The sequence below is a fragment of the Advenella mimigardefordensis DPN7 genome (assembly GCF_000521505.1).
Classification (GTDB): Bacteria; Pseudomonadota; Gammaproteobacteria; order Burkholderiales; family Burkholderiaceae_B; genus Advenella; species Advenella mimigardefordensis.
The window spans coordinates 748,510-773,219 of sequence record NZ_CP003915.1 but is presented as its reverse complement, the minus strand read 5'-3'; the positions used below and the strand labels follow the sequence as shown (position 1 = coordinate 773,219).

At 55.0% G+C, this 24,710-nt stretch carries 25 protein-coding genes; 5 read left to right on the top strand and 20 right to left on the bottom strand.

What is annotated here, in order from left to right; translation table 11 throughout:
• Positions 1 to 36 precede the first annotated feature (36 nt).
• The 5 genes from MIM_RS03570 to MIM_RS23470 form a co-directional block, all read right to left on the bottom strand.
• Entirely contained in the window at positions 37 to 1,170 is a 1,134-nt protein-coding gene (locus tag MIM_RS03570; protein WP_025371394.1) for a glycosyltransferase family 4 protein, read from the bottom strand.
• 10 nt (positions 1,171 to 1,180) lie between these two features.
• The gene (locus MIM_RS03565) at positions 1,181 to 2,113 is read right to left on the bottom strand and encodes an NAD-dependent epimerase/dehydratase family protein (protein ID WP_245592809.1); all 933 of its coding nucleotides are present in this window, start codon (positions 2,111 to 2,113) and stop codon (positions 1,181 to 1,183) included.
• On the bottom strand, positions 2,110 to 3,144 hold the full coding sequence (gene gmd / locus MIM_RS03560) for a GDP-mannose 4,6-dehydratase (RefSeq protein WP_042069919.1): 1,035 nt from the start codon (positions 3,142 to 3,144) through the stop codon (positions 2,110 to 2,112). The genes MIM_RS03565 and gmd overlap by 4 nt, the downstream gene beginning before the upstream one ends.
• 53 nt (positions 3,145 to 3,197) lie before the next feature.
• A complete protein-coding gene (locus MIM_RS03555) occupies positions 3,198 to 4,622 on the bottom strand; it encodes a mannose-1-phosphate guanylyltransferase/mannose-6-phosphate isomerase (protein WP_025371391.1) in 1,425 nt (474 codons plus the stop codon).
• Positions 4,623 to 4,842: 220 nt separating this feature from the next.
• Complete coding sequence (locus tag MIM_RS23470) at positions 4,843 to 6,120, bottom strand: sugar transferase (RefSeq protein ID WP_052342266.1); 1,278 nt, start codon at positions 6,118 to 6,120, stop codon at positions 4,843 to 4,845.
• Positions 6,121 to 6,415: 295 nt separating this feature from the next.
• Here MIM_RS23470 and pgi point away from each other — a divergent pair, with 295 nt between their 5' ends.
• Positions 6,416 to 7,948 (top strand): glucose-6-phosphate isomerase, encoded by a 1,533-nt coding sequence (pgi, locus tag MIM_RS03545; RefSeq protein WP_025371389.1) that lies wholly within the window; start codon positions 6,416 to 6,418, stop codon positions 7,946 to 7,948.
• Positions 7,945 to 9,084: a glycosyltransferase gene (locus MIM_RS03540; RefSeq protein WP_025371388.1), complete on the top strand. Its 1,140-nt coding sequence runs from the start codon at positions 7,945 to 7,947 to the stop codon at positions 9,082 to 9,084. Before pgi ends, MIM_RS03540 begins: the two co-directional genes overlap by 4 nt.
• A gap of 58 nt (positions 9,085 to 9,142) precedes the next feature.
• Here MIM_RS03540 and galE read toward each other — a convergent pair whose 3' ends face one another.
• The 14 genes from galE to MIM_RS03470 all read right to left on the bottom strand — a co-directional run bounded on the left by galE (position 9,143) and on the right by MIM_RS03470 (position 21,340).
• Positions 9,143 to 10,177 (bottom strand): UDP-glucose 4-epimerase GalE, encoded by a 1,035-nt coding sequence (gene galE, locus MIM_RS03535; RefSeq protein WP_025371387.1) that lies wholly within the window; start codon positions 10,175 to 10,177, stop codon positions 9,143 to 9,145.
• A 257-nt stretch (positions 10,178 to 10,434) separates the two neighbouring features.
• Positions 10,435 to 11,415 carry a lipoyl synthase gene (gene lipA / locus MIM_RS03525; RefSeq protein ID WP_025371385.1) on the bottom strand — a complete coding sequence of 327 codons (981 nt, stop codon included), beginning with the start codon at positions 11,413 to 11,415 and terminating at the stop codon, positions 10,435 to 10,437.
• 149 nt (positions 11,416 to 11,564) lie between these two features.
• Positions 11,565 to 12,209, bottom strand: coding sequence for a lipoyl(octanoyl) transferase LipB (gene lipB, locus MIM_RS03520; protein ID WP_025371384.1), 645 nt, complete (start codon positions 12,207 to 12,209; stop codon positions 11,565 to 11,567).
• A complete protein-coding gene (locus MIM_RS03515; protein ID WP_025371383.1) occupies positions 12,209 to 12,484 on the bottom strand; it encodes a DUF493 family protein in 276 nt (91 codons plus the stop codon). The genes lipB and MIM_RS03515 overlap by 1 nt, the downstream gene beginning before the upstream one ends.
• Positions 12,484 to 13,350, bottom strand: a complete 867-nt coding sequence (locus tag MIM_RS03510; RefSeq protein WP_025371382.1) for a D-amino acid aminotransferase — start codon at positions 13,348 to 13,350, stop codon at positions 12,484 to 12,486. The genes MIM_RS03515 and MIM_RS03510 overlap by 1 nt, the downstream gene beginning before the upstream one ends.
• An 18-nt stretch (positions 13,351 to 13,368) precedes the next feature.
• Positions 13,369 to 14,676 (bottom strand): D-alanyl-D-alanine carboxypeptidase family protein, encoded by a 1,308-nt coding sequence (locus MIM_RS03505; RefSeq protein ID WP_025371381.1) that lies wholly within the window; start codon positions 14,674 to 14,676, stop codon positions 13,369 to 13,371.
• Between the two features lie 84 nt (positions 14,677 to 14,760).
• Entirely contained in the window at positions 14,761 to 15,432 is a 672-nt protein-coding gene (locus tag MIM_RS03500; protein WP_025371380.1) for an alpha/beta hydrolase, read from the bottom strand.
• Positions 15,432 to 15,593 (bottom strand): hypothetical protein, encoded by a 162-nt coding sequence (locus MIM_RS23300; protein WP_169733355.1) that lies wholly within the window; start codon positions 15,591 to 15,593, stop codon positions 15,432 to 15,434. Before MIM_RS23300 ends, MIM_RS03500 begins: the two co-directional genes overlap by 1 nt.
• 1 nt (position 15,594) lies before the next feature.
• Entirely contained in the window at positions 15,595 to 16,395 is an 801-nt protein-coding gene (locus MIM_RS03495) for a type III pantothenate kinase (RefSeq protein WP_158318688.1), read from the bottom strand.
• 4 nt (positions 16,396 to 16,399) lie between these two features.
• Positions 16,400 to 17,260: a biotin--[acetyl-CoA-carboxylase] ligase gene (locus MIM_RS03490; protein ID WP_025371378.1), complete on the bottom strand. Its 861-nt coding sequence runs from the start codon at positions 17,258 to 17,260 to the stop codon at positions 16,400 to 16,402.
• Positions 17,261 to 17,263: 3 nt separating this feature from the next.
• Positions 17,264 to 18,649 (bottom strand): 3-deoxy-D-manno-octulosonic acid transferase, encoded by a 1,386-nt coding sequence (locus tag MIM_RS03485; protein WP_025371377.1) that lies wholly within the window; start codon positions 18,647 to 18,649, stop codon positions 17,264 to 17,266.
• Positions 18,650 to 18,692: 43 nt separating this feature from the next.
• Positions 18,693 to 19,646 carry a lipopolysaccharide heptosyltransferase I gene (waaC, locus tag MIM_RS03480; RefSeq protein ID WP_025371376.1) on the bottom strand — a complete coding sequence of 318 codons (954 nt, stop codon included), beginning with the start codon at positions 19,644 to 19,646 and terminating at the stop codon, positions 18,693 to 18,695.
• A 233-nt stretch (positions 19,647 to 19,879) separates the two neighbouring features.
• Positions 19,880 to 20,689 (bottom strand): endonuclease/exonuclease/phosphatase family protein, encoded by an 810-nt coding sequence (locus tag MIM_RS03475; protein WP_025371375.1) that lies wholly within the window; start codon positions 20,687 to 20,689, stop codon positions 19,880 to 19,882.
• Between the two features lie 9 nt (positions 20,690 to 20,698).
• Positions 20,699 to 21,340: a site-2 protease family protein gene (locus MIM_RS03470; protein WP_025371374.1), complete on the bottom strand. Its 642-nt coding sequence runs from the start codon at positions 21,338 to 21,340 to the stop codon at positions 20,699 to 20,701.
• A gap of 353 nt (positions 21,341 to 21,693) precedes the next feature.
• Between MIM_RS03470 and ypfJ the strand changes: the two genes are divergently transcribed.
• From ypfJ to MIM_RS03455, 3 genes are all read left to right on the top strand, one after another.
• Positions 21,694 to 22,572, top strand: coding sequence for a KPN_02809 family neutral zinc metallopeptidase (ypfJ, locus tag MIM_RS03460; protein WP_025371372.1), 879 nt, complete (start codon positions 21,694 to 21,696; stop codon positions 22,570 to 22,572).
• 216 nt (positions 22,573 to 22,788) lie between these two features.
• Positions 22,789 to 23,067 carry a type II toxin-antitoxin system RelE/ParE family toxin gene (locus tag MIM_RS22370; protein ID WP_084458903.1) on the top strand — a complete coding sequence of 93 codons (279 nt, stop codon included), beginning with the start codon at positions 22,789 to 22,791 and terminating at the stop codon, positions 23,065 to 23,067.
• A gap of 10 nt (positions 23,068 to 23,077) precedes the next feature.
• Positions 23,078 to 23,374, top strand: coding sequence for a HigA family addiction module antitoxin (locus tag MIM_RS03455; protein ID WP_025371371.1), 297 nt, complete (start codon positions 23,078 to 23,080; stop codon positions 23,372 to 23,374).
• Positions 23,375 to 23,534: 160 nt separating this feature from the next.
• On the opposite strand, the gene MIM_RS03450 is transcribed toward MIM_RS03455, so the two are convergent.
• Positions 23,535 to 24,704, bottom strand: coding sequence for a DUF3734 domain-containing protein (locus tag MIM_RS03450; protein WP_042070909.1), 1,170 nt, complete (start codon positions 24,702 to 24,704; stop codon positions 23,535 to 23,537).
• Positions 24,705 to 24,710 lie beyond the last annotated feature (6 nt).

Sequence of the window (24,710 nt, the reverse complement as noted above, 5' to 3'; positions counted from 1 at the left end):
GAAAACACCACAATATAAGTTCCTTGTTATGCCGGCTTACAGGCCAGGAGCTGTGCCGTTTTGCAGACATTTTCGATAAAGTTCAGCATAGCTTTGCATCATTTGATTTGCAGTGAAATGCCGTTCGTACCGCAACTTCGCCGTTTGTCCATATTGCTGCGCCAATGCCGGATTTTGCCACAGTGCTTCCATGGCCCCGGCAAGCGCCTCCGGATTCCGGGGCGGAACCACGATTCCGGTTTCGCCATCCAGATTGATGTAGCTCGTTCCGGTGCCGATCTCACATGTAATCATAGGCTTGCCATACATTGAAGCCTCAATTAATACAATACCGTAGGCTTCGGTGCGTGTACAGGAAGGGAAAACAAAGCCATAACTCAGATATAAGAGTGCATGCTTGTCCTCTTCAGAAATCGCGCCAACAAACATCACATTCGTGAGCCCTTTGGTACGCGCGATCTGCTTCAGGTTGGCCTCCTCAAAACCGGCACCGGCAATAATCACAGGATAGGGTACTTTAGTGGCCGCCTCCAGAAGCGTATCCAGCCCCTTGTAATACCGCAAGGCGCCAACGAACAGAAAAAACGGCCCGGACAGCGTTGTTTCCCAGTATTTTATTCTTTCTTTGATTGCATCGGTGAGTGGCACCGGCTCAATGCCATTAGGAATAATGGTTATTTTCTCTAAATATTGCCCAAGCACAGGACTGCTATTCACGTAATTGGGCGTCGTCGCGACAATTGCCTGCACATTGCTGAGGAATCGCTGTTGCAACGGCTTATAAAGTTGCAGCAACATTTTCTGTTTGATGATATCGGATTGATAAGTAACAACGGATGGCTTGCCGTGATTTGCGTAAAAATGCAACAAATCCATGGCTGGCCACGGGAAATGATAATGAATGAGATCAAACTCTCTGGACAGTTTTCGAAAATAGTTAAAAGCCGACCATGAAAACGTCGTTGAGGCGAACTCAAAGTTTCGTTTTATCCGGTGCACCAGATGCCCGTCAAAGTCCTCCGGGATCGCGCGAGGCACCTCTTTACTGAGCGTAAAAACCTCGGCATGAACACCTACGTCGGCACTATGCGTGACCAGTTGATAAATGACTTCTTCGATACCACCATATGTATCCGGGTAGTACGTTTTAAAGATATGCAGAACTTTCAAGGCTATCCTATTATGCAGGTGAGGAGACGTCATCTCCGGTCAGCATCCAGCTCAAGGTATCCCTGATATCCAGCGGACTCCAGTCGGGAATAAGCGACCGCAGAAGATCTGAATTGCCGGTCAGCGTCTGCACTTCATTTTCCCGCACAAAAGCGCGATTGACTTTCACATCAAGGGAATGTCCGGTGATCTGTTCACAAATGCCAATGATTTCTCCCAATGACGTCGCCTTGCCCGTACTGATATTAATCGTATGACCGACGGCAGCGGGCGTTTCTATCAATTGCCGGTAGGCTTGCGCTACTTTGCGTACATCACCGAAATCCCGCCACACCTGCAGATTGCCCAGTTCAATTTCAGACTTCCGTTCGCGAAAATGCGAAACGATTTTCGGAATGACAAAATGCGACTCCTGACCGACACCGGTGTAATTGAACGGCCTGGTAATGATAAGGGGTAATTTGGCCCGGTAAGTGTGCGCCATATACTCCATGGCAAGTTTGCTGACAGCATAATCGTTCACAGGATCAGGCGCAGTCTGTTCCGACAGGCTACCGGCGGAGGAATTTCCGTAAACATTCGCGCTGCTAACCAAAAGGACTGATGTGAGCGGATGATCAGACATGCTCAATGCTTGCAGCAGATATCGTGTACCGATCAAATTGACATCGTAAAACGCCCTGGCATCGGCGTGAGCAACAAACGCTATGGCGGCCAGATGGATGACATGATCCGGCCTGCTCTGCTGAACAACGGCGGTCAGTTGCTCACTGTCAAGAAGATCCACCTGAAAGCAGTCTTTACCCTCAGCCGGTTTTGAGCCTAGCGTTATAACCCGGTACCCTGCTTTTTTTAGTTCTGTCGTGACATATTGACCGGTAAATCCGGATGCACCGGTAACCAGTACCCGTTTAGGTTCGTTGGATGCCATATCGTGCGTCAAAAAGAAAAACCTTGTTCATTGCGGCGCAGATCTTCCTTAACCATCATTTCGCACAGGGATTCAAGTGACGTTGTGGGCTGCCAACCCAGCACTGCCTTCGCTTTTGAGGGATCGCCGATCAGCAGCTCAACCTCGGCAGGACGGTAGAATTTCGGGTTTATCGTCATGACGACCTTACCTGTTGTCGAATCGACCGCCGTTTCGTTTTCATCCTTGCCGAAGAATTCAACGTCTATTCCCGCACCTTTGAACGCCAGCCGTACAAAATCACGTACCGTTTCTGTACGGTTTGTAGCCAGCACAAATGTGTCTGGCTGATTAGCCTGCAGCATTCGCCACATGCCTTCTACATATTCCTTAGCAAATCCCCAGTCCCGTTTTGCATTGAGATTACCCAGTTCAAGAACGTCCAGTTGGCCCAATTTTATTTTGGCGACACTATCGGTGATTTTACGGGTCACGAATTCACGACCACGCAAGGGACTCTCGTGATTAAACAAAATCCCGCTGCACCCAAATATATCGTAGCTTTCACGATAATTGACGGTCATCCAGTGCGCAAACAGCTTCGCAACCCCGTAAGGACTGCGCGGATAGAATGGCGTGTCCTCCTTCTGGGGAACTGCCTGCACCTTACCAAACATTTCCGAAGTGCTTGCCTGATAGTAGCGAATCTTGGTGTTAACCAGCCGTATCGCTTCCAGCAGATTCAACGCACCCACCCCGGTAATTTGCGCGGTCGTAGATGGCTGTTCGAAGCTGACACCGACAAAGCTTTGCGCTGCAAGGTTATACACTTCGTCAGGCTCGCATTTATTGAGCAGAGATATACTGGCCCCCAGATCGGTCAGGTCGTACTCCACCAAATGCAGATTTGGATGGTTCTGGATCCCAAGCTCTTCGATACGCCAGAAATTAACCGAACTGGTGCGACGAAAGGTACCAAATACCGTATAACCCTTGTCCAGCAGCAACTGGCTCAGATATGCGCCGTCCTGTCCCGACACACCCGTAACTATGGCCTTTTTCATTTTATTCAACTTCTCTCTAAATTTGGTTTCGCGTTACTGCGAGTGAATGACGATTACTCGACTCGCCCGTATACATCCTGAAATCTGACAATATCGTCTTCGCCCAGATATTCCCCGCTTTGTACTTCAATCAGGACAAGATCAATCACACCCGGATTTTCCAGACGGTGTTTATGTCCGGCAGGAATATAAGTGGATTCATTGGTATTGATCAGCATTTCCCGATCGCCATTGACAACCTTTGCCATGCCGCTGACAACGATCCAGTGTTCGCTGCGATGGTGGTGCATCTGCAAGCTGAGGCGACCGCCCGGTTTAACCTCAAGACGCTTCATTTTAAAGCGATCGCTGTCTTCAAGAACAGTATAACTTCCCCAGGGGCGGTATACCGTGCGATGCCATTTATACAGCTCGTTGCCTTCTTTTTTCAGCTGCGTATATATTTTTTTGACATCCTGGCTATGGGCCTTGTCGGCAACAAGCAAGGCATCCGGTGTGTCAACAATGACCAGATTGTCAAGACCAATTGCCCCCACAAACCGCGCATCGCTTTTGATATAGCAGTTTTTTACATCGTGCAGCATGGCCTGCGCTTCAACACGATTGCCGTTCTCGTCCTGTTCGCCTATTGCGCCCAGTGCCGCCCAGGACCCGATGTCACTCCAGCCAATATCACATGGTACGACCGAGACCACACTGGATTTTTCCATGACCGCATAGTCGATGGAAATATCGGGCACCAGCCGGAATGTCTCGGGATCAAGATTGAGCTGCGTTTGCCGATCACCGCGTAGCGTTTTTGACTCGGCCATGCAGGCCTTGACCGCTGACACGATATCCGGGCTGCAGATTTCCAGCTCTCGCAAAATAACATCTGCCCGAAAGCAGAACATACCTGAATTCCAGTAGAATCGCCCGGAATCCATATATTCCTGAGCAACCTGTGCTTCGGGTTTTTCAACAAAGCGCACGACATCGGAGCCGTTCGCTTCAATATAGCCGTAACCGGTTTCGGGGTGGGTAGGCTTAATGCCGAACGTGACCAGACGACCATTCTCAGCCAGTTCGATCGCCTTGATCACGGCCTGCCGGAACGCTTCCTTGTCTGACACCAGATGATCTGCGGCCAGTACCAATAAAATGGCGTCTTCTCCGTGGTCCTTCGTTGCCGCCAGCGCGGCCGCAACAATCGCAGCAGCGGTATTGCGCCCAAACGGTTCGAGGATGTAGTTCATCTGAATATCGCGCAGATTGAGCTCAGCCAACTCGTCTTCGGTTTGAAAAAAAAGTTCGCGATTCGTAACCGTTATGATTTCTTCCACCCCACCGATGGCCAGCCCACGCAAAAAGGACTTTTGCAGCAGGCTTTGATTGTCAGGGAGGCGAATAAACGGCTTGGGATGACCCTCCCGGGAAATTGGCCAAAGCCGTGAACCGGCACCACCGCATAAAACCGTGGGGATTAAGTTTTTAGGCATAATAGTTATATTCCATGCTTATGAAACGATAAACGAGAAACTCTACTCCATCGCAACTGTCAATGCCAGCGCCAGCATCCGTCCAGATTTGTGAATGTTTCAAACCGTCCGGTTTTAATATAATTTTTACACGATGTATAGAAATTTACATTATAAATAACGGATACTCTGTCAAAAATAACGAACACTCCGTCAAAAGCTGCCATCGTGTCTTTTTTCACTATCGGGAACCAAAACCCGTAAACACGGTTTTCACAGTCAGAAAGACAATATAAATATCCAGCGCAATGGATGCATTTTTAATGTAGTAAAAATCATGCTCTATTTTCAATTGTGTCTCATCAATGTCGGCGGCATAACCTGAGCGAACCTGCGCCCAGCCGGTGATGCCAGGCTTCAGGACATGACGATAGCTATAAAACGGAATAACTTCATCGAATTGCCGGACAAAACTCGGCTGTTCCGGACGCGGGCCGATCAGACTCATTTCGCCCTTCAGGATATTCAGAAATTGCGGCAACTCGTCTATTCGGGTACATCGGATGAAGCGCCCGACCCGGGTGACCCGGTCATCATTTTCGTCGGCAAACCGTTCCGGGTCATCACACTTGGAATAAACCATACTTCGAAATTTATACAGCGTGAAAGGACGGTTTCCCCGGCCGATGCGGGTTTGCGCAAACAGTATCGGGCCCTTGCTGTCTATACGAATACAAATGGCAGTAATCAGGCAGATGATCAGCACAATGGGCAGCGACACGATGACAAAGCCCACATCAAACAGATACTTCAGGCGTTCATAGTTTTTGCTTGGTAATAACGATCCTATGTCGTTTTCTGACATCTTTTTGATTGATACCCTGCCGGTCAAAGACTCCAGCAGATTTCTTGCGTTGTACACCGCAATGCCATTGAGCACGCATTTGGTGAGGAAGCGTTCCCAGGTCGCGTCTATGGCATTGAAATCGGCAACCACGCCATCGTAGCGCAGACCATGTAAGTCCGGCTCCTGCAGAAAACGAACCGTGATGGAGGAAATGTTCGCCAGATCTTTTGCCCGTCCCAGGTTGACTGCCGCCAATTTAATGCGTTTAAGGCGCTGTAATGTCATGAACTCAACATGCAGCCATATAAATGAGGCAACACCGCTGGCAAGCAGCAAATAGCGGGACACTTCCTGTCGCAGAATCAACACGAACAAGGACAGGATCAGATAAATAGCCAGTATCTGCGGCGCGACCAGGGCCGCATTGCGCCCGCCGGGATAGCGGGTGAGCAGCCTGAATACAGCAATATTGGCCAGCAACGATGCCACCGTTGTGACCACAAGGGCAGTCTGCTGCCCGTTATTGGGCGACCATACCGCTAGCGGCCCCCACATCAGGACATAAGGTAACGCAACGCACAAAATCCAGCCGATCACCATCGAAAACACCCTGGAGAACAGGAGTTGCTCGAAAAATCGGTCAAATCGGCGGGTAGGAATCAGTTCATTCACGTTTCAGGGCCGGTTCATATCCACATGACTTGCATTACACTACGGATCAGAAAATAAAGCAGCTAGTTTACCGCTTAAAAGTCACACTTCACGCGTCTGCCATTAAAGGATTGAAAAGGCAGCGTGTATTGCAGACAACAGCTTATTTCAGGGCGTTTCGCCATGGAAGAAGAATCATTCTTATTTGTGCCTTACGGTATACTTGGCGCTATCGCACCACTGGCATTCACCCCGAACTGTTTTTGACAGGAACCACTTGAATACTCAACCGGATTCTCACAAGCCACTGACACAAATGCCGCAGTGGCACGCATACGTCCAGGCAATCAACGCGGCGCCCCGCGTCGCCCCTGCCCCGCGGATTATCGAGGCCGGGGGCATGCAGATCGACCTGACGGCCCAAACCTATAGCGCAGACGTACTCGCCACCGCCAGTGCTCTGCTTGAGGCACGTGATTTTGTCAGTGCCCGGCAGGCGCTGTTTGACGGCGCACCGGTCAATACCACGGAGAACCGGGCGGCCTGGCACACCCAGCTGCGCGCTCCTCGTCCGATTGAAGAGGTTGCTGAAGAACGCAAGCGCGCGCTGGAGTTTGTTCGGCGCAGCGACAGCGAGCGACGCTGGCGTAATATTGTCCATATCGGGATTGGCGGCAGCGATTGGGGTGTGCGACTGGTGGTCGGCGCCTTCGGGTATGCCGGTATGTGGCGCAATATCCGTTTTGTGGCCAATATCGATGGTCATGCGGTCGAAGGAGGCCTTGCCGGCCTGGATCCGCGCGAAACACTGATTGTCGTGGCCACCAAATCGTTCAAAACGGCCGAAACCCTGGAAAATGCCAAGCGGGCGATCGAATGGATGAAGGCGGCAGGGATTGCCAAGCCTCTGAATCAGGTGATCGCCGTCACGGCCAACCCGCAGGAAGCGCAGGCCTGGGGTTTGCAGCAAAGCCAGATCTTCCGCTTCTGGGATTGGGTGGGCGGGCGTTTCTCCATCTGGTCGGCCGTGGGTGTGGCTGCCGGCCTGGCAGTGGGTCCCGATGTGGTTGCCGGCCTGCAAAGTGGCGCCAAGACCATGGACGACCACTTCCTGACTGCCCCCATCGAACAGAATGCACCGGTGCAACTGGCCATGGCCGGCATCGCCAATCGCAGTATCCTGGATTACGGCTCGCTCAATATATCGGCTTATGATTCCCGGCTGGCCAACCTCATTCCCTATATTCAGCAACTGGAAATGGAGTCGCTGGGCAAATCGGTTGATCGTGACGGGCAGCCGATTACCGTGCCCACCGGACCGGCGGTGTGGGGGATGCCAGGGACCGATGCCCAGCATACGTTTTTCCAGTGGCTGCATCAGGGCAGTGACGGTGCGCCGGTCGATTTCATTGCCTGCCAGCATGAGGATCATGCCTGGAAAGAACATCATATTCAGTTACTGGCGCACTGTCTGGCCCAGCGCGAGGCACTGATGAACGGTAAGAGCTATGAACAGGCGTTGCAGGAAAGCCTGGCGACTGGCATGTCGGAAGCAGCCGCCCGCGAACTGGCGAAACACAAGGTTCACCCCGGCGGTCGTCCTTCCAATCTGATTATGATGCCCAGACTGACACCGTTTTCGCTGGGGGCCCTGCTGGCCCTGTATGAACACAAGGTCTTCGTGCAGGGTCTGGTATGGGGCCTGAACCCCTTTGACCAATGGGGTGTAGAATACGGCAAGGTTCTCGCAACCGATATTACTGCGGAGTTGAAAGGCGCAGCACCGCAGGCGACGCACGACGCCTCTACCCGTTACTGGATTGAACGCATTCGCTCACAAATGGAATGAAAATTCTCTTTACCAACTTCCATAAACGCAACGGCGGCGGGCACGTAACCTACATTCTGAACCTGCTGCGGCAGTTTGCCGACCACGACTGCTGGCTGGCCACACCGGGCAGCAGCCGATTATTCCGCTATGCCAGCGCACTGGACGGCGTGACCGTCAGAGATCAGACCTTCACATCCCGTATCGGTAAGCTGATTCCGGAAGTCCGCCAGTTGCGACAACTGATCCGCCAGGAGCAATTTGACATTATCCACGTCAATGCCTCTGCGGATCATCGCCACGTGATGCTGGCCTGTCTGGGACTGCCGCGGCAGCAGCGCCCCCGCATTATCTTTACCAAGCACAACGATCATTCGGTACACACCATAGGACACCGGTTGCGCGCCTGGCTGGGCACCGATGCCGTCATTGCAGTCAGTCATTATGTCGCAGGCTTATTCACCGACAGCGCCTACGTCCGCTTTCCAATCCATGTGATTCATCACGGCATTGACGTACAGTATTTTGCCCCGCCTACCCGAGCAGAACGGCGTGCGGCGCGGCAAGCCCTGCTGGGTGTTGACGATCCCAAGCAAATTGTTTTTGGCAGCACCGGCGGTACTGACTTTGAAAAGGGCTGGCTGGAGCTGGTCTATGCGATTGCGGGCCTGCCCGATGCCTTACGCAGGCGTTGCCGCATCATCATGGCAGGCGACCCGCCCCAGGACGACATCATCCAGACCATCCTGGGATTGCAAATGCAGGATCAGGTCATTTTTCCGGGTTTGCTGGACGACACCCGCCCTGTGCTGGCGGCCAGTGATCTGGGTTTTGTGCTGTCGCATCGGGAAGCCTTGTCTTATGCCGCTCGTGAAAGCATGGCTTGCGGCCTACCCACCATCGTGAGCGACGCCGGTGGCCTGCCAGAGAACCTGGAGCATGGCGTTTCCGGCTGGATCACCCCAGTGCAGGACGTCACCGCATTGCGCACCCTGCTGGCGCAGATTTTGCCTGACGAGGCCACCCTGGCAACCGTGGCGCAGCATACCCGACAGCGGGCTGAAGCCTTGTTCAATCTGTCGGTGTTCGCCCACAGCACCATGAACGTTTATAAAGACGTGCGCCAGGGTTGTCCCCGCACAGAGCGCGGGGTGTAACGGTGCAGGATGGTAGCGGCCCGGGGTATAACGACCAGGGCCACACAACGCATTTGCGTTAAACCTGCTCGCCGCCGTCGCTCCGATAGCCCTGCGGGTTGTTTTTCTGCCAGCGCCAGCTATCGGACATCATTTGCGACATCCCCCTTCTGGCAGTCCAGCCCAGCTCACGACCGGCCTTGCCGGGATCGGACCAGCACTCAGCAATATCGCCGGCACGGCGGGGCGATAAGGCGTACGGAATAGACACTGCGGTCGCCTCTTCAAACGCCTTAACGATATCCAGCACCGAATAACCTTTGCCTGTACCCAGGTTCCAGATATGCGCGCCGGTTTTGTCCTGAATAAAATTCAGCGCAGCCAGATGGCCCTGAGCCAGGTCCACGACATGAATATAGTCACGCACTCCGGTGCCGTCATGAGTGGAATAGTCACTGCCGAATATCGACAGTTTTTCCAGTTTCCCGACAGCGACCTGCGTGATGTATGGCAACAGGTTATTGGGAATGCCGTTGGGATCTTCGCCGATCAATCCGGACTCATGTGCGCCGGCAGGATTGAAGTAGCGCAGAATGGCCACAGACCACTGCGGATCGGAGCTGGCCAGATCCTGCAGGATGCGCTCTACCATGAGCTTGGAACGGCCATAGGGATTGGTGGGATTGCCCACCGGACAGGTTTCGGCAATCGGCATGCTCTCGGGCTCACCATAAACAGTGGCTGAGGAACTGAACACGATACGATGGACACCCGCAGCGGCCATGGCCTCGGTCAGGGTGACGGTACCGCTCACATTATTATCGTAATAGCGCAAGGGCTGCAGGACACTTTCACCCACCGCCTTCAGACCGGCAAAATGCACGACCGCATCAATGGGGTGTGCGCTGAACAGTGCATCCAGCCCCGCCCGGTCGCGTATATCACCTTCGATAAAGGCCACGGGTTTGCCAGTGATCTTCTCTACCCGGCGCAACGAGGCCACAGAACTGTTGGACAGATTGTCCAGCACAACAATCTCGTGTCCTGCGTTCTGTAATTCAACGACGGTGTGTGAGCCAATAAAACCGGCTCCGCCGGTAATCAGAAGTTTCATGCCATGCTTCCCACTATGCAGATTCAGATCAGAGTGATGCTGAGCGGATTATAGTGCAATGGCCGGCGAAAAATCAGCCGGGCAACTGACCGAAAACAGGGGGAGCGAACGATTGGCAGGAAAACGACAACGCAAGCCAATTGTCATATTGATCTGGCACAATCATGCCCCCCTGCTTGCCGATAACTCAAAAAAACGCAGCCCCAAACAAGGTGCTGCGCTTTGTTCAATTGCCGCGTAAGCGTTGCAACTACACTTCAGAATCCGGCCGCGTGAGCCTGCTCATCCGCATGGTAGGACGACCGCACCATGGCGCCAACGGCAGCGTGCGTAAAGCCCATTTTGTATGCTTCTTCCTCGAACATCTTGAAGGTGTCCGGGTGCACATAGCGCATGACCGGCAGGTGATGCTCCGAGGGCTGCAGATACTGACCGATGGTCAGCATATCAATATCATGGTCGCGCATATCGCGCATGACCTGCAGGATTTCTTCATCGGTTTCGCCCAGTCCCACCATCAGGCCGGATTTGGTGGGTACGTCCGGATAGCGCTGCTTACAGTCGCGCAGCAGCTTGAGCGAGTGCATATAATCAGCGCCGGGACGGGACTGTTTATACAGGCGGGGAACAGTTTCCAGATTATGGTTCATGACATCGGGCAGGCCGTTGCCGAAAATGTCCAGCGCCTTGTCCAGGCGCCCCCGGAAATCGGGCACCAGTACCTCAATCTGGGTTTTGGGCGAACGGCTGCGCGTCTCGTTGATGCATTCCACAAAGTGCGCCGCACCGCCATCGCGCAAGTCGTCACGATCCACAGAGGTGATCACCACGTAGTTCAGGCGCATCGCTGCAATGGATTTGGCCAGATTGGAGGGTTCGTTCACATCCAGCGGATCGGGCCGGCCATGACCCACATCACAGAACGGGCAGCGACGCGTACACTTGTCGCCCATGATCATGAAGGTTGCCGTACCCTTACCGAAGCACTCGCCGATATTGGGGCAGGAGGCTTCTTCACAGACCGTGAACAGATTGTTTTCACGCAGGATTTTCTTGATGTCGTTAAAGCGTGAGTTGGGCGCGGCTGCTTTAACGCGAATCCATTCGGGCTTTTTCAGGCGTTCAACCGGAATGATCTTGATGGGAATCCGCGACGTTTTATCGAAGGATTTCTGTTTCTTGGTGGCGTCGTACTGTTCGTCTTTGACAGTCGGCGTTACTGCTGTGTTTGTAGTCATAGTGATGTCACGGCCCTTATGGGAATGGACGTTACGGCAATAAGGCAGGTTGTGTGCCTGGTCGCGATTCATCAAAACCGCGTGCAATTTCTGCTCATTTTAACGCTTAATAGAGGCTTATCAGCAAAAACCCTAGGAGCGCCATAAGTTTAGGGGGTATCTGTGCTTGTCGAAAACCGGGGTACCAGCCGTTCAAGCACTCGCTGGCCCGCTTCCTGCACTGTGGTAGCCACGCCCATGGTTTTCAGGTCTACCGTTTGTAAACCGGCATAGCCACAGGGATTGATGCCGGCAAAGGGACGCAGATCCATGTCTACGTTCAGGGCCAGACCATGGTAGGCACAGCCCTGGCTGATTTTCACCCCCAGGGCGGCGATTTTGGCCAGGCTGCCGTCCGGCAGCGGCACATAGACGCCGGGAGCGCCGGCCTTGCGACAGGCCTGTTGCAGGCCGAAACTGGCCAGCGTATCGAGCACGACATCTTCGATCAGCGTCACGTATTCCTTTACGTAAATGCCCTTGCGGCGCAAATCGACCAGCGGATACACCACCAGTTGGCCGGGGCCATGGTAAGTGACCTGACCGCCACGATTGCTGTGAACCACTTCAATCCCACCGGTATTGAGCAAATGTTCCGGCTTGCCCGCCTGCCCCAGCGTATAGACCGGCGCATGCTCGACCACCCAGATCTCGTCTGGCGTGTCTTTGTGGCGGGCTTCGGTAAACGACTTCATGGCCTGCCATACCGGTTCATAGGGCGCAGGCCCGTCCAGATGACGTACCTGTACCTGCATTACAGTACGACTTTGACCAGTTCGTGTCCATGCAGCGCACGATACAAATTATCGAGCTGCTCCCGGGAGGTGGCGCGCACCGTGAACGTCAGGCCGATGTAATTGCCCTTGCTGCTGGCGCGCATTTCCACCGTTGCCGGATCAAATTGCGGGTCAAACTGCAACACCAGCTCGGTAAGCAACTGCGCCAGTTCGGGATGCTGAACGCCCATCACCTTGATCGGAAAATCACTGGGGTATTCAATCAGCGACTGTTCTGGTGGGATGTCTTTCATCATAATCGGGAAATTTCCTTGTCGTATTCGGCCCTTATCTTTCTGTATATGGGGCCGGGCTGGCCATTTCCAACCGGCGCGCCGTCCAGCTCCAGAACCGGCAACACCTCTTTGGTGGCCGATGTCACAAGAATCTCATCAGCCGCGAAAACTTCTGCCCGGGTAATGTTGCGGGCTTCAAACGGCACCCCGGCCCGCTCGGCCAGCGTGGCCAGCAGGCCATAGCGGATACCTTCGAGAATGAGATGGTTTTTGATGGGTGCCAGCAGGGTTCCGTCTTTCACCACCCACATATTGCTCAGGGAGCCTTCCGTCAGGAAATCATTGCGGAACTGGATGACCTCATCTACGCCACGCTCGGCTGCAACCTGGCGTGCCAGCACATTGCCCAGCAGGGAGACCGATTTAATATCGCAGTGCAGCCAGCGCTCGTCCGGGCCCGATATCACCCGAATCCCGCGCTCGCGCTGTTCGGCAGTTGGCCGGATAAACGGACCACTGCTGCAGAAAATAGTGGGCGCCACCGGCGGCACGGGAAAAATATGCTCGCGCTTGGCTACGCCGCGCGTAATCTGCAGATAAATAAAGGAATCGTCGGTTTTGGCGCGATTAATCATTTCCTGCATCAGGTCGGCCCAGAACTGCGTCGTTTTGCCCGTTGCCAGTTTGATGGACTGGAGGCTGCGTTCCAGACGCTGCAAGTGCTCGGTCAGGCGAAATGGCTTGCGGTTGTACGCCGGCACCACTTCATAAACGCCATCCCCAAAAATGAATCCGCGATCAAATACTGAAATTTTTGCCTCGTCGGCCCGTACATACTCACCGTTAAGATAAACGATGCTGTCGCTGTCTATACCCTGTATCACCACATTCTGCCTGAAAGATTAACTGTTGAAACTGCTCAGGACCTTGTCCCACATGCGTCCGAAGAAGCCGGCTTGCGGTACATCTTCAAGCACGTTGAGTGACTCCTGCTTGAGTACTTTGCCATTGAGCACGAACTGCACACTACCCACCGTCTGGCCTTTGGCCAGTGGCGCAACCAGTTTACCGTTGATTTGCGTAATGGTCTGAACCTTGTCCTCCATGCCGCGCGGGACGGTCACGCTGACACCATCGGCAGCACCCAGTTTGGCTTCCTTGATCGTGCCTTCCCATACGCGCGGGCTGATCAGCGGTGCACCCGCCGCAGCAACCTGCCTGGCGGTAAAGTTCTGGTAGCCCCAATCCAGCAGGTTCTGACTGACCTGTTCGCGTTCGCGTACGGTGGCCGCACCAACAACAACGGAAATAAGGCGACGGTCATCGCGTTTGGCGGCAGCAATCAGACAATAACCGGCGTCTTCGGTATGGCCGGTTTTAAGGCCATCAACGCCAATATTACGAGACAGCAGGCCATTGCGGTTTTGCTGGCGAATCTTGTTGTAGGTAAATTCAGGCTGGCTGAAATAATGGTAGTACTTGGGATGATCCTTGATCACGTGTTGCGCCAATACCGACAGGTCGCGTACCGTGGTGTAGTGCTCCGGCGCCGGCAGGCCGGTCGGATCGGTAAAGTGAGTGTTGCTCATCCCGAACTGCGCCGCTTCCTTGTTCATCTGGTTCACAAAGACGTCTTCGCTGCCGGCTACGGTTTCGGCCAGCTGGATGGTGGCGTCATTACCAGACTGCACGATCATGCCCTTGATCAGATCATCTATCGTCACTTGCGTATTGACCTGGATAAACATGCGCGAACCACCGGTGCGCCAGGCTTTTTCCGAAACGGTCACTTCCTGTTCCGGGCGGATACGGTTTTCGTCCAGTGCAGAGAACACCAGGCTGGCCGTCATCAATTTCGTCAGCGACGCAGGCGACACTTTCAGATCCGGTTCCTGGTTGCCGATAATCTGACCGGACGTCGCATCAATCAGAAACCATGCTTTGACATTGGTCTGCGGGGGCGTCATGCCGGCTACTTCTGTGAGCACCGGCGTACTCGCGTTGGTGACGGGCACACTGGAGCGTGAATCAGCCCTGGCAGGTGTCGTGGGGGCTGCCTGCGTAGAAGAATTGGTTTGCGTCGTGCTTGAACCTGTGCTTATCTGCGTGCCGCCCGAGGACGCGCTATTGTTGGTTTTATTGAAGAAGACAAATGCACCGCCTGCGACCAGGACGATGATCAGGATAAGAACAAGACGACGTAAAAACATGGAAAGGGATCCGGATAGAAGAAAGGATTGGGGAGTGATGAGCCTGCCAGTTAGGAATTATAAGCGCTTGCAGGACAAAATGCGTTACGCGGAGACTTCGGCCGACATCTGCAGCAAGCCGTCGAGCGCCCGTTTTTTCAGTTCAATCAGATAGCCATGGAAAAAATGGGTGGCGCCGGGAATGACGGTAACAGCATTGCGATAGGGAGTGATCCAGTCAAAGACTTCCTGCAGCGGTACCACTTCGTCGCGCTCTCCGTGAATCACCACTGCATTTGCCGGCAGCACCACTTCGCGCCAGGTGAATCGTTTGACTGCCGTACCCACCAGGGTCAGCAACTGCGGCAAAGGCTGAGTTTTCTCGTCGCTCAGCACCGAATACAATTGCGCCGCCACTGCCGTACCGAAAGAAAACCCGGCCAACAGCCACGGTTTGCCGTCCAGTTGCGGATGCGCAGCCAGAAACGCCTGCACCAGCTGTTGCATGTCGGCCGTTTCGCCATGCGCCTGGTCAAAGCTGCCTTCGGATTTGCCCACGCCGCGAAAATCCGGGCGCAATACGGCGTAACCGGCCTGCGCATAGGCTCGCGACAAGGTGGTGACCACTTTATTGTTGCGCGTGCCACCGTGCAGCGGATGCGGATGCAGCACCAGCGCCCAGCCCAGCAACGGCTGCGCCGGATCGGGCCAGTCGACAAGACAGTCGATGCGCCCTGCCGGGCCGACGGTTTCAAAGGGTTCAGTCTGGATAGCCATTAGCGTATCGGTCCTACTTCGATGGCGCCCGGCCGAAATTCAGTGGGGGTTTTGACAGCAGCACCCAGGCGCGATTCGCCCGGCCTGAGGCCAAACCAGCCCGCGCCCACCCCATAGGTAAGGACATTGGCCAGGACGATAATAAAGAAAAGCGTGCGCATATCAGGCGTCCGTTGAATGCTGTGCAAGCGCGCGCAGGCCGTCAAGGACCGGCGACTCGCTCTCGATGAGCGGTATTGTACCAAATCCCATATCAACGCCGAGAGAATCGATTCGCGCCTGCAGTTCCGGCATGATCGCCGCCCTTGCGCCCCCGGTCACAAACACCAGCGGCGCGCGGCCCAGATGTTCTGCCACCTGCTGCCACTGTCGAATAACACCGCCGGTTTGTGCAGCCACGATGCCCGCCGCAATAGCGGCCTGGGTACTTTGCGGAAACGCGGGCCATACCTGCGCGGGCATCGGCGCAATCGGCAGACGCGCCGTCCCTGCGCCCAGTGATGACTGCATCATGCTGACACCGGGAAAAATCACCCCGCCCAGAAACGCCTCATGGTCGTCTATCGTATCTACCGTGGTTGCTGTGCCGAAGCTGACCAGCATCAACGGGCCGTCGACGGGACGCGCAGTGAGTACGCCCAGCATACCCAGCCAGCGATCCGGCCCCAGCTCAGCCGGATTGTGATAGCGGTTTTTCAGCCGCAGCAGGCGCGTTGTGGGCGTCTGCCACTGGATCGGGCACGGCGCAAGAATCGCGTCCAGCTCCTGGCGGATCGCCTCGGTGGTGACACTGACACCCAGTGCCCGGGCTGGCCGCTGTGGCAACTGCCGGATCAGGTCGGCCAGCGCATTCAGGTCAGCCGGCGCAAAGGCATGCACGCTGGTGTCGGCAGACGGGTCGGCTGCATCAAAAAAAGAAACTTTGATACGCGAATTACCCGCGTCAATCAGAACGGTCAGCATAGGATCAGCCCTGACCTTCCGGCCGGATGGAAATATCACCAATCGTAATGGGATGCTGGCGCCCCGCACTCTCCACCAGCAGGCAACCATCCTGATTCACGCCACGGGCCGCGCCGGACAGAACGATCCGTTCATCCTGTATGACATTCACCTGTTGCTCGCGCAGCGCATCCACCTGCGCATGACGCTCCATGAACGCGGCAAAGCCCTGCTGCTCGTACTGCGCAAAGGCGTCGCGCCACGCCCGGGCAATGCGTGCAACCAGCAAGGCAATATCTTCCGAATTGCCGGAGTCATCGTTCAAATCGCTCAGCACCGACGTCCAGTCGGCAACCTTGCGCCCCAGATGCTGGGTCAGCTCCACCGCGCTGGATAGATTCATACCCATGCCGACAATAACCACATGATGGTGCTGCGATTCGCGCTGCACCGGCCGGGCCGATTCGACCAGTAAACCGGACAGCTTGGCCTGATCGTACAAAATATCATTGGGCCATTTCATGAGCAGGCGATCCTGTACCGCCGGCCCGGCGATTTTGCGCAACTGCTCGCAAGCGACAATACCCACCACCGGCGCCAGCATAGGCAGACGTGCGGGTGGCACAAAAACATCATAGGCGCAGGAAAACATCAATGTGGAGCCGGGCGGATTCTGCCAGCGCCGACCCGCCCTGCCGCGTCCGCTGGTCTGGGTATGTGCACCCAGCAATGCTGGTCGGCCCATGACAGACTGCGTGCTTCTGACGTCCTGCATCAGATTGACGTTGGTTGAACCAACCTGTTCAACCCATGCAATACTGGCGAAGTCTGGCAACGCCGAATAAAGGGTCTTTTGCAGGACGGATGCACTAGGTAAGAGGGACATGGTTTACTTCAAATAAGGCTGCAGCGCAGTCATGATTCTATCGGTCGCGCCTTCGTGCAGGGACAGCCATTCTTTGGCGGCACGGCTCATGCCCAGGCGCAATTCCGGATTCTCCAGAATCCGCAGGGCCAGGTCAACGGCTTCGGATGGCGTATGCGCGCGGCGGGCTGCGCCCTCGGCCAGCGCATCTTCCACCGATTGCTGGAAATTGCGGGTATGCGGGCCAACGATGACCGGCAGGCCCAGCGCACTGGCTTCGATATGGTTCTGACCACCCAGTTCAGCAAAACTGCCGGCCACGATCGCCACATCAGCCAGGCCATAAAAGAAAAACATTTCACCTACCGAATCGCCCAGCAAGACATCCGTGGTGCGCAATTGCTTATCGGTGGGATAAGCGCTGCGCCGACAGACACTCAGGCCGTCATCGGCCAGATAGCCGGCAACCTGGTCAAAACGTTGCGGGTGCCGGGGCACCAGGACAAACAGCGGCATCGGGTTTTGTCCAGCCTCCGATGGGTCCTGCCGCTGCGCGTCATTTCGCGGTGCCTGCTCTGACTGATAGGTCTTTTTTATCTGGGCGATAGCACGCGTAAATAGCTCATCTTCACCTTCCCGGGTGCTGGCGATCACAATGACCGGTCGCCCGATATGACGCCGCGCCACCTGTCCCATATGCGACTGTTCGGGCGAGATGCGCAGGTCAAATTTCAGATTACCCACCACCCGGGTACGCTTGACGCCGATTTCCGCAAGACGCGCTGCGTCAATGTGCGTTTGCGTCAAAATCAGATCGATACTGGTGAGCGCCTTGCGCAGCACGCTGCCCAGCAGTTGGCCGCGGCGCAGCGACGCCGGCGAAAAGCGGGCACTGGCAACAATAACGGGAATATTCTGCTTCTTGGCCTGTGCCACCATATTGGGCCAGATTTCCCGCTCGATCAGAATACAGCAGCGAGGCTTCCAATAATCGAGAAATCCCTGCACGGCTTCGGGGAAATCGTAAGGCATCCACGCCTGGCACAATCTGCCGGTATTGATGGCGGGCGCGAACAGCTTGCCGCCGATGGATCTGCCGGTTTCCGTAAAATGAGTCAGCAGGACAGGCAAACCCTGGTCCAGCAGTGCCTGCACCAGAGGCTGGGCCGCCCGGGTCTCACCCAGACTGACGGCATGTACCCATACAGGCCGCGCAAAGTCAAAGACCGATTCCGCATAACCATCATCTTCGTCCTGCGGGCTGGCCTGCGGTCTTTCGGTATAGCGACCATACCGTTCCGGACCACGGATATCCCAGACGCCACCGGCCTTGCGCGCACGCCGTTGCAGCCACCACAGCAGCACAGGTGAGGCCATTCTCAGGATTGCAGTATAAAAATAGCGATTCATGTTTTGATTCTAGGTACCGGAACGCCCACCAGGGAGATCACTGTCAGGCCTGCAACGCCTGTTTGAGTTTTGACACCACCATTTCTCGGGTTGGCGGCAGACCCCGGTCACCCAGACTGGCAGTAAAGCCAGCGCCCTCCAAGGGCGTGCGCACCGGCGTTGAGGCGCTGTAAATACCAATAGTAGGTCGGCCCAGCGCCGCTGCCAGATGCGTCAGACCACTGTCAAGGCCGACCATCATTTTGCAGGCTGCCAACAGTTTAGCAACATCGGTCAGGCTCATCCGGGGTAAAACTTCGGCATTATCGAAATCCCGTATAAGGTCTTGCGCCCTTGCCGCTTCCTTTTCGTTCCCGGCAAGCAGCTTGAGCCCCAGCCCGGCCTCTTTCAACAGGCCAAATACCACCTGCCAGTCCTGCTCGGGCCACAATTTATCTTCGCGGCTGGCCGACGGCATGATGACCGCATAATCCTGAATTGGCGTATTGTCGGTAAAAGCCTGCAGGCCGAAATCGGGATCTCCGGAGAAGGTATAGCCCAGCGCCGCAGATGCCAGCCGGCGCTGACGCCGCACCGCGGGCTGCCAGAATTCAACTTTATGACGCTCATGATAAAAAAGCGAAGCCAGCGACTCGCGGGCGGAACGCCAGTCCAGACCATGGCGCCGGCCGTTGGTCTGGCGCACGACCCAGACCGATTTCATCAGCCCCTGCATGTCCAGTACGATATCGTAATCGCGCTTGCGCAGGTTCTGGGCGAAGGCCCGTCGTTCTCTGCGGGCTTCGGGCGCGAACCATCGCTTGCGCCAGCGGCGGTGAGAAATAACAATGACCTCGTGTACGGCAGGATGCCAGCGAGGAATCTCGGCAAAGCCTTCTTCCACAACCCAGTCGATTTGCGCACCGGGCACATGCCGATGAATATCGGAGATGGCCGGTAGCATATGCACCAGATCTCCCAGGGAAGACGAGCGAACAATCAGGATTTTTTTTGTCATCTTGGTGATTTTCGTACTATGGCATGCCCGAAGGTCTGCCGCGAGGTAGCCGAGTGCACACTCCGGGGGCGCGTTGCGGCGACTCGCTGCCGTTGCCCGCGCTTGGTACACCCGGAGTCCTGGTCGCTATTGTAGCGAAGAATGTGGCCCTGCTGCATTGCGCTTGCACAAAACAGGCTGGGCCCGGGAGCAAGCCCTGCCCGTCTGGGGCCTTCGATGTGAGCGACAGACATTCAGGCCAGTTCCAGTTCGGCCAGGATCGGCGCATGATCGGAAATACGCGCCCAGGGCCGCCCCTTAAGCACCTGCGCCGACAGAATATTAAAGCCGCGTTGATACATACGATCCAGCCTCAGCCAGGGGAACACGGCCGGAAAGGTACGCGGGGGGGCCAGCTGATCTACTGCTATCAGACTGCGGCCTTCCATCATACTGCGCAGTGACGGTTTCAGGCGCGGCAACTCGTTATCAATCCGCAGCGGACTGTTGGCAAACACCTCGTGCAGACCCAGTTCATGGTCAAAATAAGGCGCCAGCTTTTCGTTCCAGTCATTGAAATCACCAGCCAGAATAAGTGGCTCATTATCCGGCACCAGGCGCCTGATGCGTTCGATAATCGCTGTGACCTGCCGGCCGCGACTGGCAGCAAACAGACCCAGATGCGCAACAAAACAATGGACAGTGGTTCCGTCGATTTGTACCCGCGCATGCAATACACCGCGCTGCTCCAGCCGGTGATCGGAAATATCTTCGTTCTCATGCTCTACGATACGAAACCGGGACAACAGTGCGTTGCCGTGATCGGTGTCGGTACGAACGGCATTACAGCCGTAACAAACGTCCATGGACAAATGATTGGCCAGCATATCCTGCTGGGCGTGCAACGACTCAAAGCGGCTATTGCGGCCCTGTACTTCCTGCAGAAACACCAGGTCTGCGCCCAGCTGTGTCAACCCGGACTGCAGATCGGACAGCGATATCCGCTTGCCAAATGCTGACTTACCTTTGTGAATGTTATAGCTGACAACTTTGAGCGTAGTCATGATTTATTTTTATCCAAACAGAAACAGACTGCCAAGCAGATTAATCACCATACTCACAACCGGCAGCAGCACAACCTGCAACAGACCAAAGGCGATCAGGCCAAGTACGATGAAAAACCCGTAGGGCTCCAGCCGCTGATAGGGAATGGCCCACCTTGCAGGCAGAAAACCCGCGATGATACGGCTGCCGTCCATGGGCGGAATGGGCAGCAGATTAAAGACCATCAGGAAGATATTGAGCGTAAAGCCGGCAATAGCCACTTTCCACCAGTAGGTGTCCAGCAACCCAAAACCCAGCAACAGACGCGCCGTAATCACCCACAGCACGCCCATCAGCAAATTGGCCACGGGCCTGGCCAGCGCCAGCAGGATACTGTCCCGCTTCGGATTGGCAAACTGCGACTCATTAACCGGGATCGGCTTGGGCCAGCCCACCACAAAACCCGGGTTGGCGGCGATCAGCAGCAACGGCACCAGAATCGTACCGATGGGATCGATATGCCTGGCCGGATTAAGCGTGAGGCGACCCAGCATCAGCGCGGTACGATCCCCCAGCCGATGGGCGACATAACCTCGTGCCGCTTCTGACAGCGTAATGGCAAGAACCAGCGGAATGGCGTAAATGGTGATGGCACGGATAATTTCATCCATGATAATCACACCCCGTTCGGCCGCAATCGGTCAGCCCAGCAAAGAAGGCCTGTTGCCAGGCCTGCCCGCGTCCACAATTCACATCACGCTCATCCGGCGTACCCGGTGCGCTGATAACAACATATTTCAACATATTTTTCATGATTCTATTTTAATCGTGAAAACCCACAAAAGAATGACAAGCAGCGACCCCATGTGATTTCAGCTACCCGGTAGATCTTGCATTCGGTTACGTGATTTGCCGCAATTTGCCCGGCGATCCCGTATAAAATCGGGGCGCAGTCATACAATTTCAAATAAAAAATTATCCCGCCTGTTTCAATTGCGGTGGGCTTGCAATAAGAGGGATCAAAATGCGTCTAGACGATCAGGAACAAAGCAGCAATGTGGAAGATCGCCGCGGATCCGGCGGTTTTAGCCGGGGCGGTGGTGGAGTACGGCTGGGTGGCGGCAAAATCGGCATCGGCACAATCGTCGTGGCGCTGGCCGCCTGGTATTTTCTGGGTATCAATCCGATGGCCATTCTGGGCGGCGGCGACATTATGCAGCAGGAGCCTGCAAACCAGTCACAGCAGACAGGCTCGTCGGGCGCCAATGATCAGGATAAGGTATTTATTTCCAAGGTGCTCAAAACCACCGAAAACGTCTGGTCCAACATTTTCAAACAGAATGGCGGCACCTACCAGAACCCTTCATTAGTACTTTACTCTGGCGCCACTCGTTCCGCTTGTGGCGTAGGCCAGGCAGCGATGGGGCCGTTTTATTGCCCGGGAGACCACAAAGTCTATCTGGACATGAGCTTTTTTCACCAGATGGGCGCGCAAATGGGCGTGAAGGGCGATTTTGCCCAGGGCTATGTGCTTGCCCATGAGGTGGGCCACCATGTACAGAACCTGCTGGGCGTCATGGACAAAGTGGCGCAGGCGCGCAGCTCCATGAACGAGCGCCAGGCCAACGACCTGTCTGTGCGTGTGGAACTGCAGGCCGACTGCTTTGCCGGTATCTGGGCACACGAACTGCAGAAAGAAGGCACGATTATTGAAGACGGCGACATAGAGGAAGCCATGAACGCCGCCGCAGCGGTAGGCGATGACCATATTCAGAAACAGGCTCAGGGTTATGTCGTGCCCGACTCCTTTACGCACGGCTCTTCCCAGCAGCGTATGAGCTGGTTCAAGCGCGGCCTCTCCGCAGGCGATATGAAGCAGTGTAATACCTTTGCGCAGCAGTAAGAACAGGCGCTATCCATCCCGCGCCGAATGATGTACAAATCAGGCTAAAGTATTATTTTTTAAAAAAATGACCTGAGTTGTGCATTGATTCGGCGTTAATTCACGAATGAGTAGTTGACGCAGTAGCACCCTCATCAAGCTGCGCACCAGTTGCACCTCGTAACGGCACGCAGTACAATAAAATTGTAAGTAGATAGACCTAAGGACAACAGGGAAGTGATAAAAAGTTTTCGCCATAAAGGGCTTGAAATCTTTTTCCGTACCGCCTCAACACGCGGTATTCGGGCAGCCCATGCCTCTAAACTCGGGCGAATATTACGCTCGTTAAACGCTGCCGAAATGCCTTCCGATATGGACTTACCAGGATATGATCTGCACCCATTGATAGGAGATCTCAAGGACTTTTGGTCAGTTAGCGTCAATGGAAATTGGCGTGTGATTTTTATTTTTGTGGGGACAGATGTCGAGCTTGTTGATTATCTGGACTATCACTAAGGAGCAACACATGGATGCACTTAATCACCCTCATCCCGGCCTAATTTTGCGTGAGGACGTGATAGTCCCACTGGGACTGACAGTGAGCGATGCCGCCGAAAAACTAGGTATGTCCCGCACCGCATTTTCACGAGTAATCAATGGCAAGGCAGGTATTAGCCCCGATTTGGCAATCAGGCTGGAAACGGCCGGTATCAGTTCGGCCCGGTTCTGGATCAATTTGCAGGCTGAATACGATCTTGAAAAAGCCAGGCAGCACAAGCAGCCAAAGATCGCCCGCTTAAGGGCTAAGCTTGCGCTCACTTAACTGAACACCCAACAAATACGACCGGTGAGCCGCCCGGCATATGTCAGAGACTTCGCCCCCGAGCCTCACCTTACGTATCATTTACTTTGGGTTAGTGATTTGATCGCCCCAGTTCGTCAACCCAACGTAACGCGCCTATCTGTGTCCGGGCATTAACCACTCAGAATTTCCTCTTGCGCGCCTTTTCGCTTTGAATGCGATGAATATCGTGGGTCACAAATGAAATATCATTATCGGGCATGGCAAGATAGTCGGGCTGCGCCAGTGTATTGCGAATATCCTTAAGCCCGGATTTCCAGTGGTCGCGCATGGCACTCACGCCGAATTGATAATCCTTGTTATACGACTCATACTCGCGATCACGGTAAATAAGCTGAATCACATTGCAGTGCTTGCTGTCGGCAATGGCCCGGGCTGTCTCCAGGGTTTCGGCGTCCAGCGCGTGCTGATCCGGTAACTCCTTCAGCACGTTGGCCATGACCGCGCGCATGCGCTGCATCCGTGCCCACTGATTGGTCACGAGCCGGGTTCGACTGGAATACTGAATTTCCTTTACCCGGTCATACACCTGCATCATGTTGTCGGGCAAATGTCCGCGAGCACTCCATAAATCCACCTGAAAAACCAGCGTATCCGCATTCACCTCGGCGTCCAGCACATAGCCCAGCGGTGTATTGGACATAATGCCGCCATCCCAGTAGTATTCGCCATCAATCTGCACCGGCGCGAACGCAGGCGGCAAGGCGCCCGATGCCATGAAATGCTCTGGTGTGAGGTGATGTCTGTCATTGCAGAAATAGGTGAAGTTGCCCGTGCGCACATTCACTGCGCCCACGGAAACATTCAGATGACCACTGTTGATGAGATCGAAATCACATAGCCGCAGCAGCGTATCGCGCAACGGCGACATATCATAGAAGCTGGTCTGATCCACACTACCCGGGGTGTAAACCGGCGGGGGCGGAAATCGGGGCGTGAAAAAACCCTTTTGTCCGTCCATCATGGCCGACATGCCATACATGGCGGACAGGCCGCTACGGGCCAGGTCGTTCAGCCGAAACAGGCTTTGCTCCACCCAGGGCAACAGGCCGAACCCATTATTGGGCTGGCAAATGGTGTCCCAGAATTCGTGCAGGCGCTGCGCGCGCTGACCCGGCGGGTTGCCCGCGATGATCGCAGTATTGAGCGCACCAATGGAAATGCCCGATATCCAGTTGGGCGCAACGCCGGCCTGCTCCAGACCTTCGAATACGCCAGCCTGATAGGCCCCCAGCGCACCGCCTCCCTGCAAAACCAGCGCGATGCGCTCATACTCGGGCAACTGAACCATGACCAT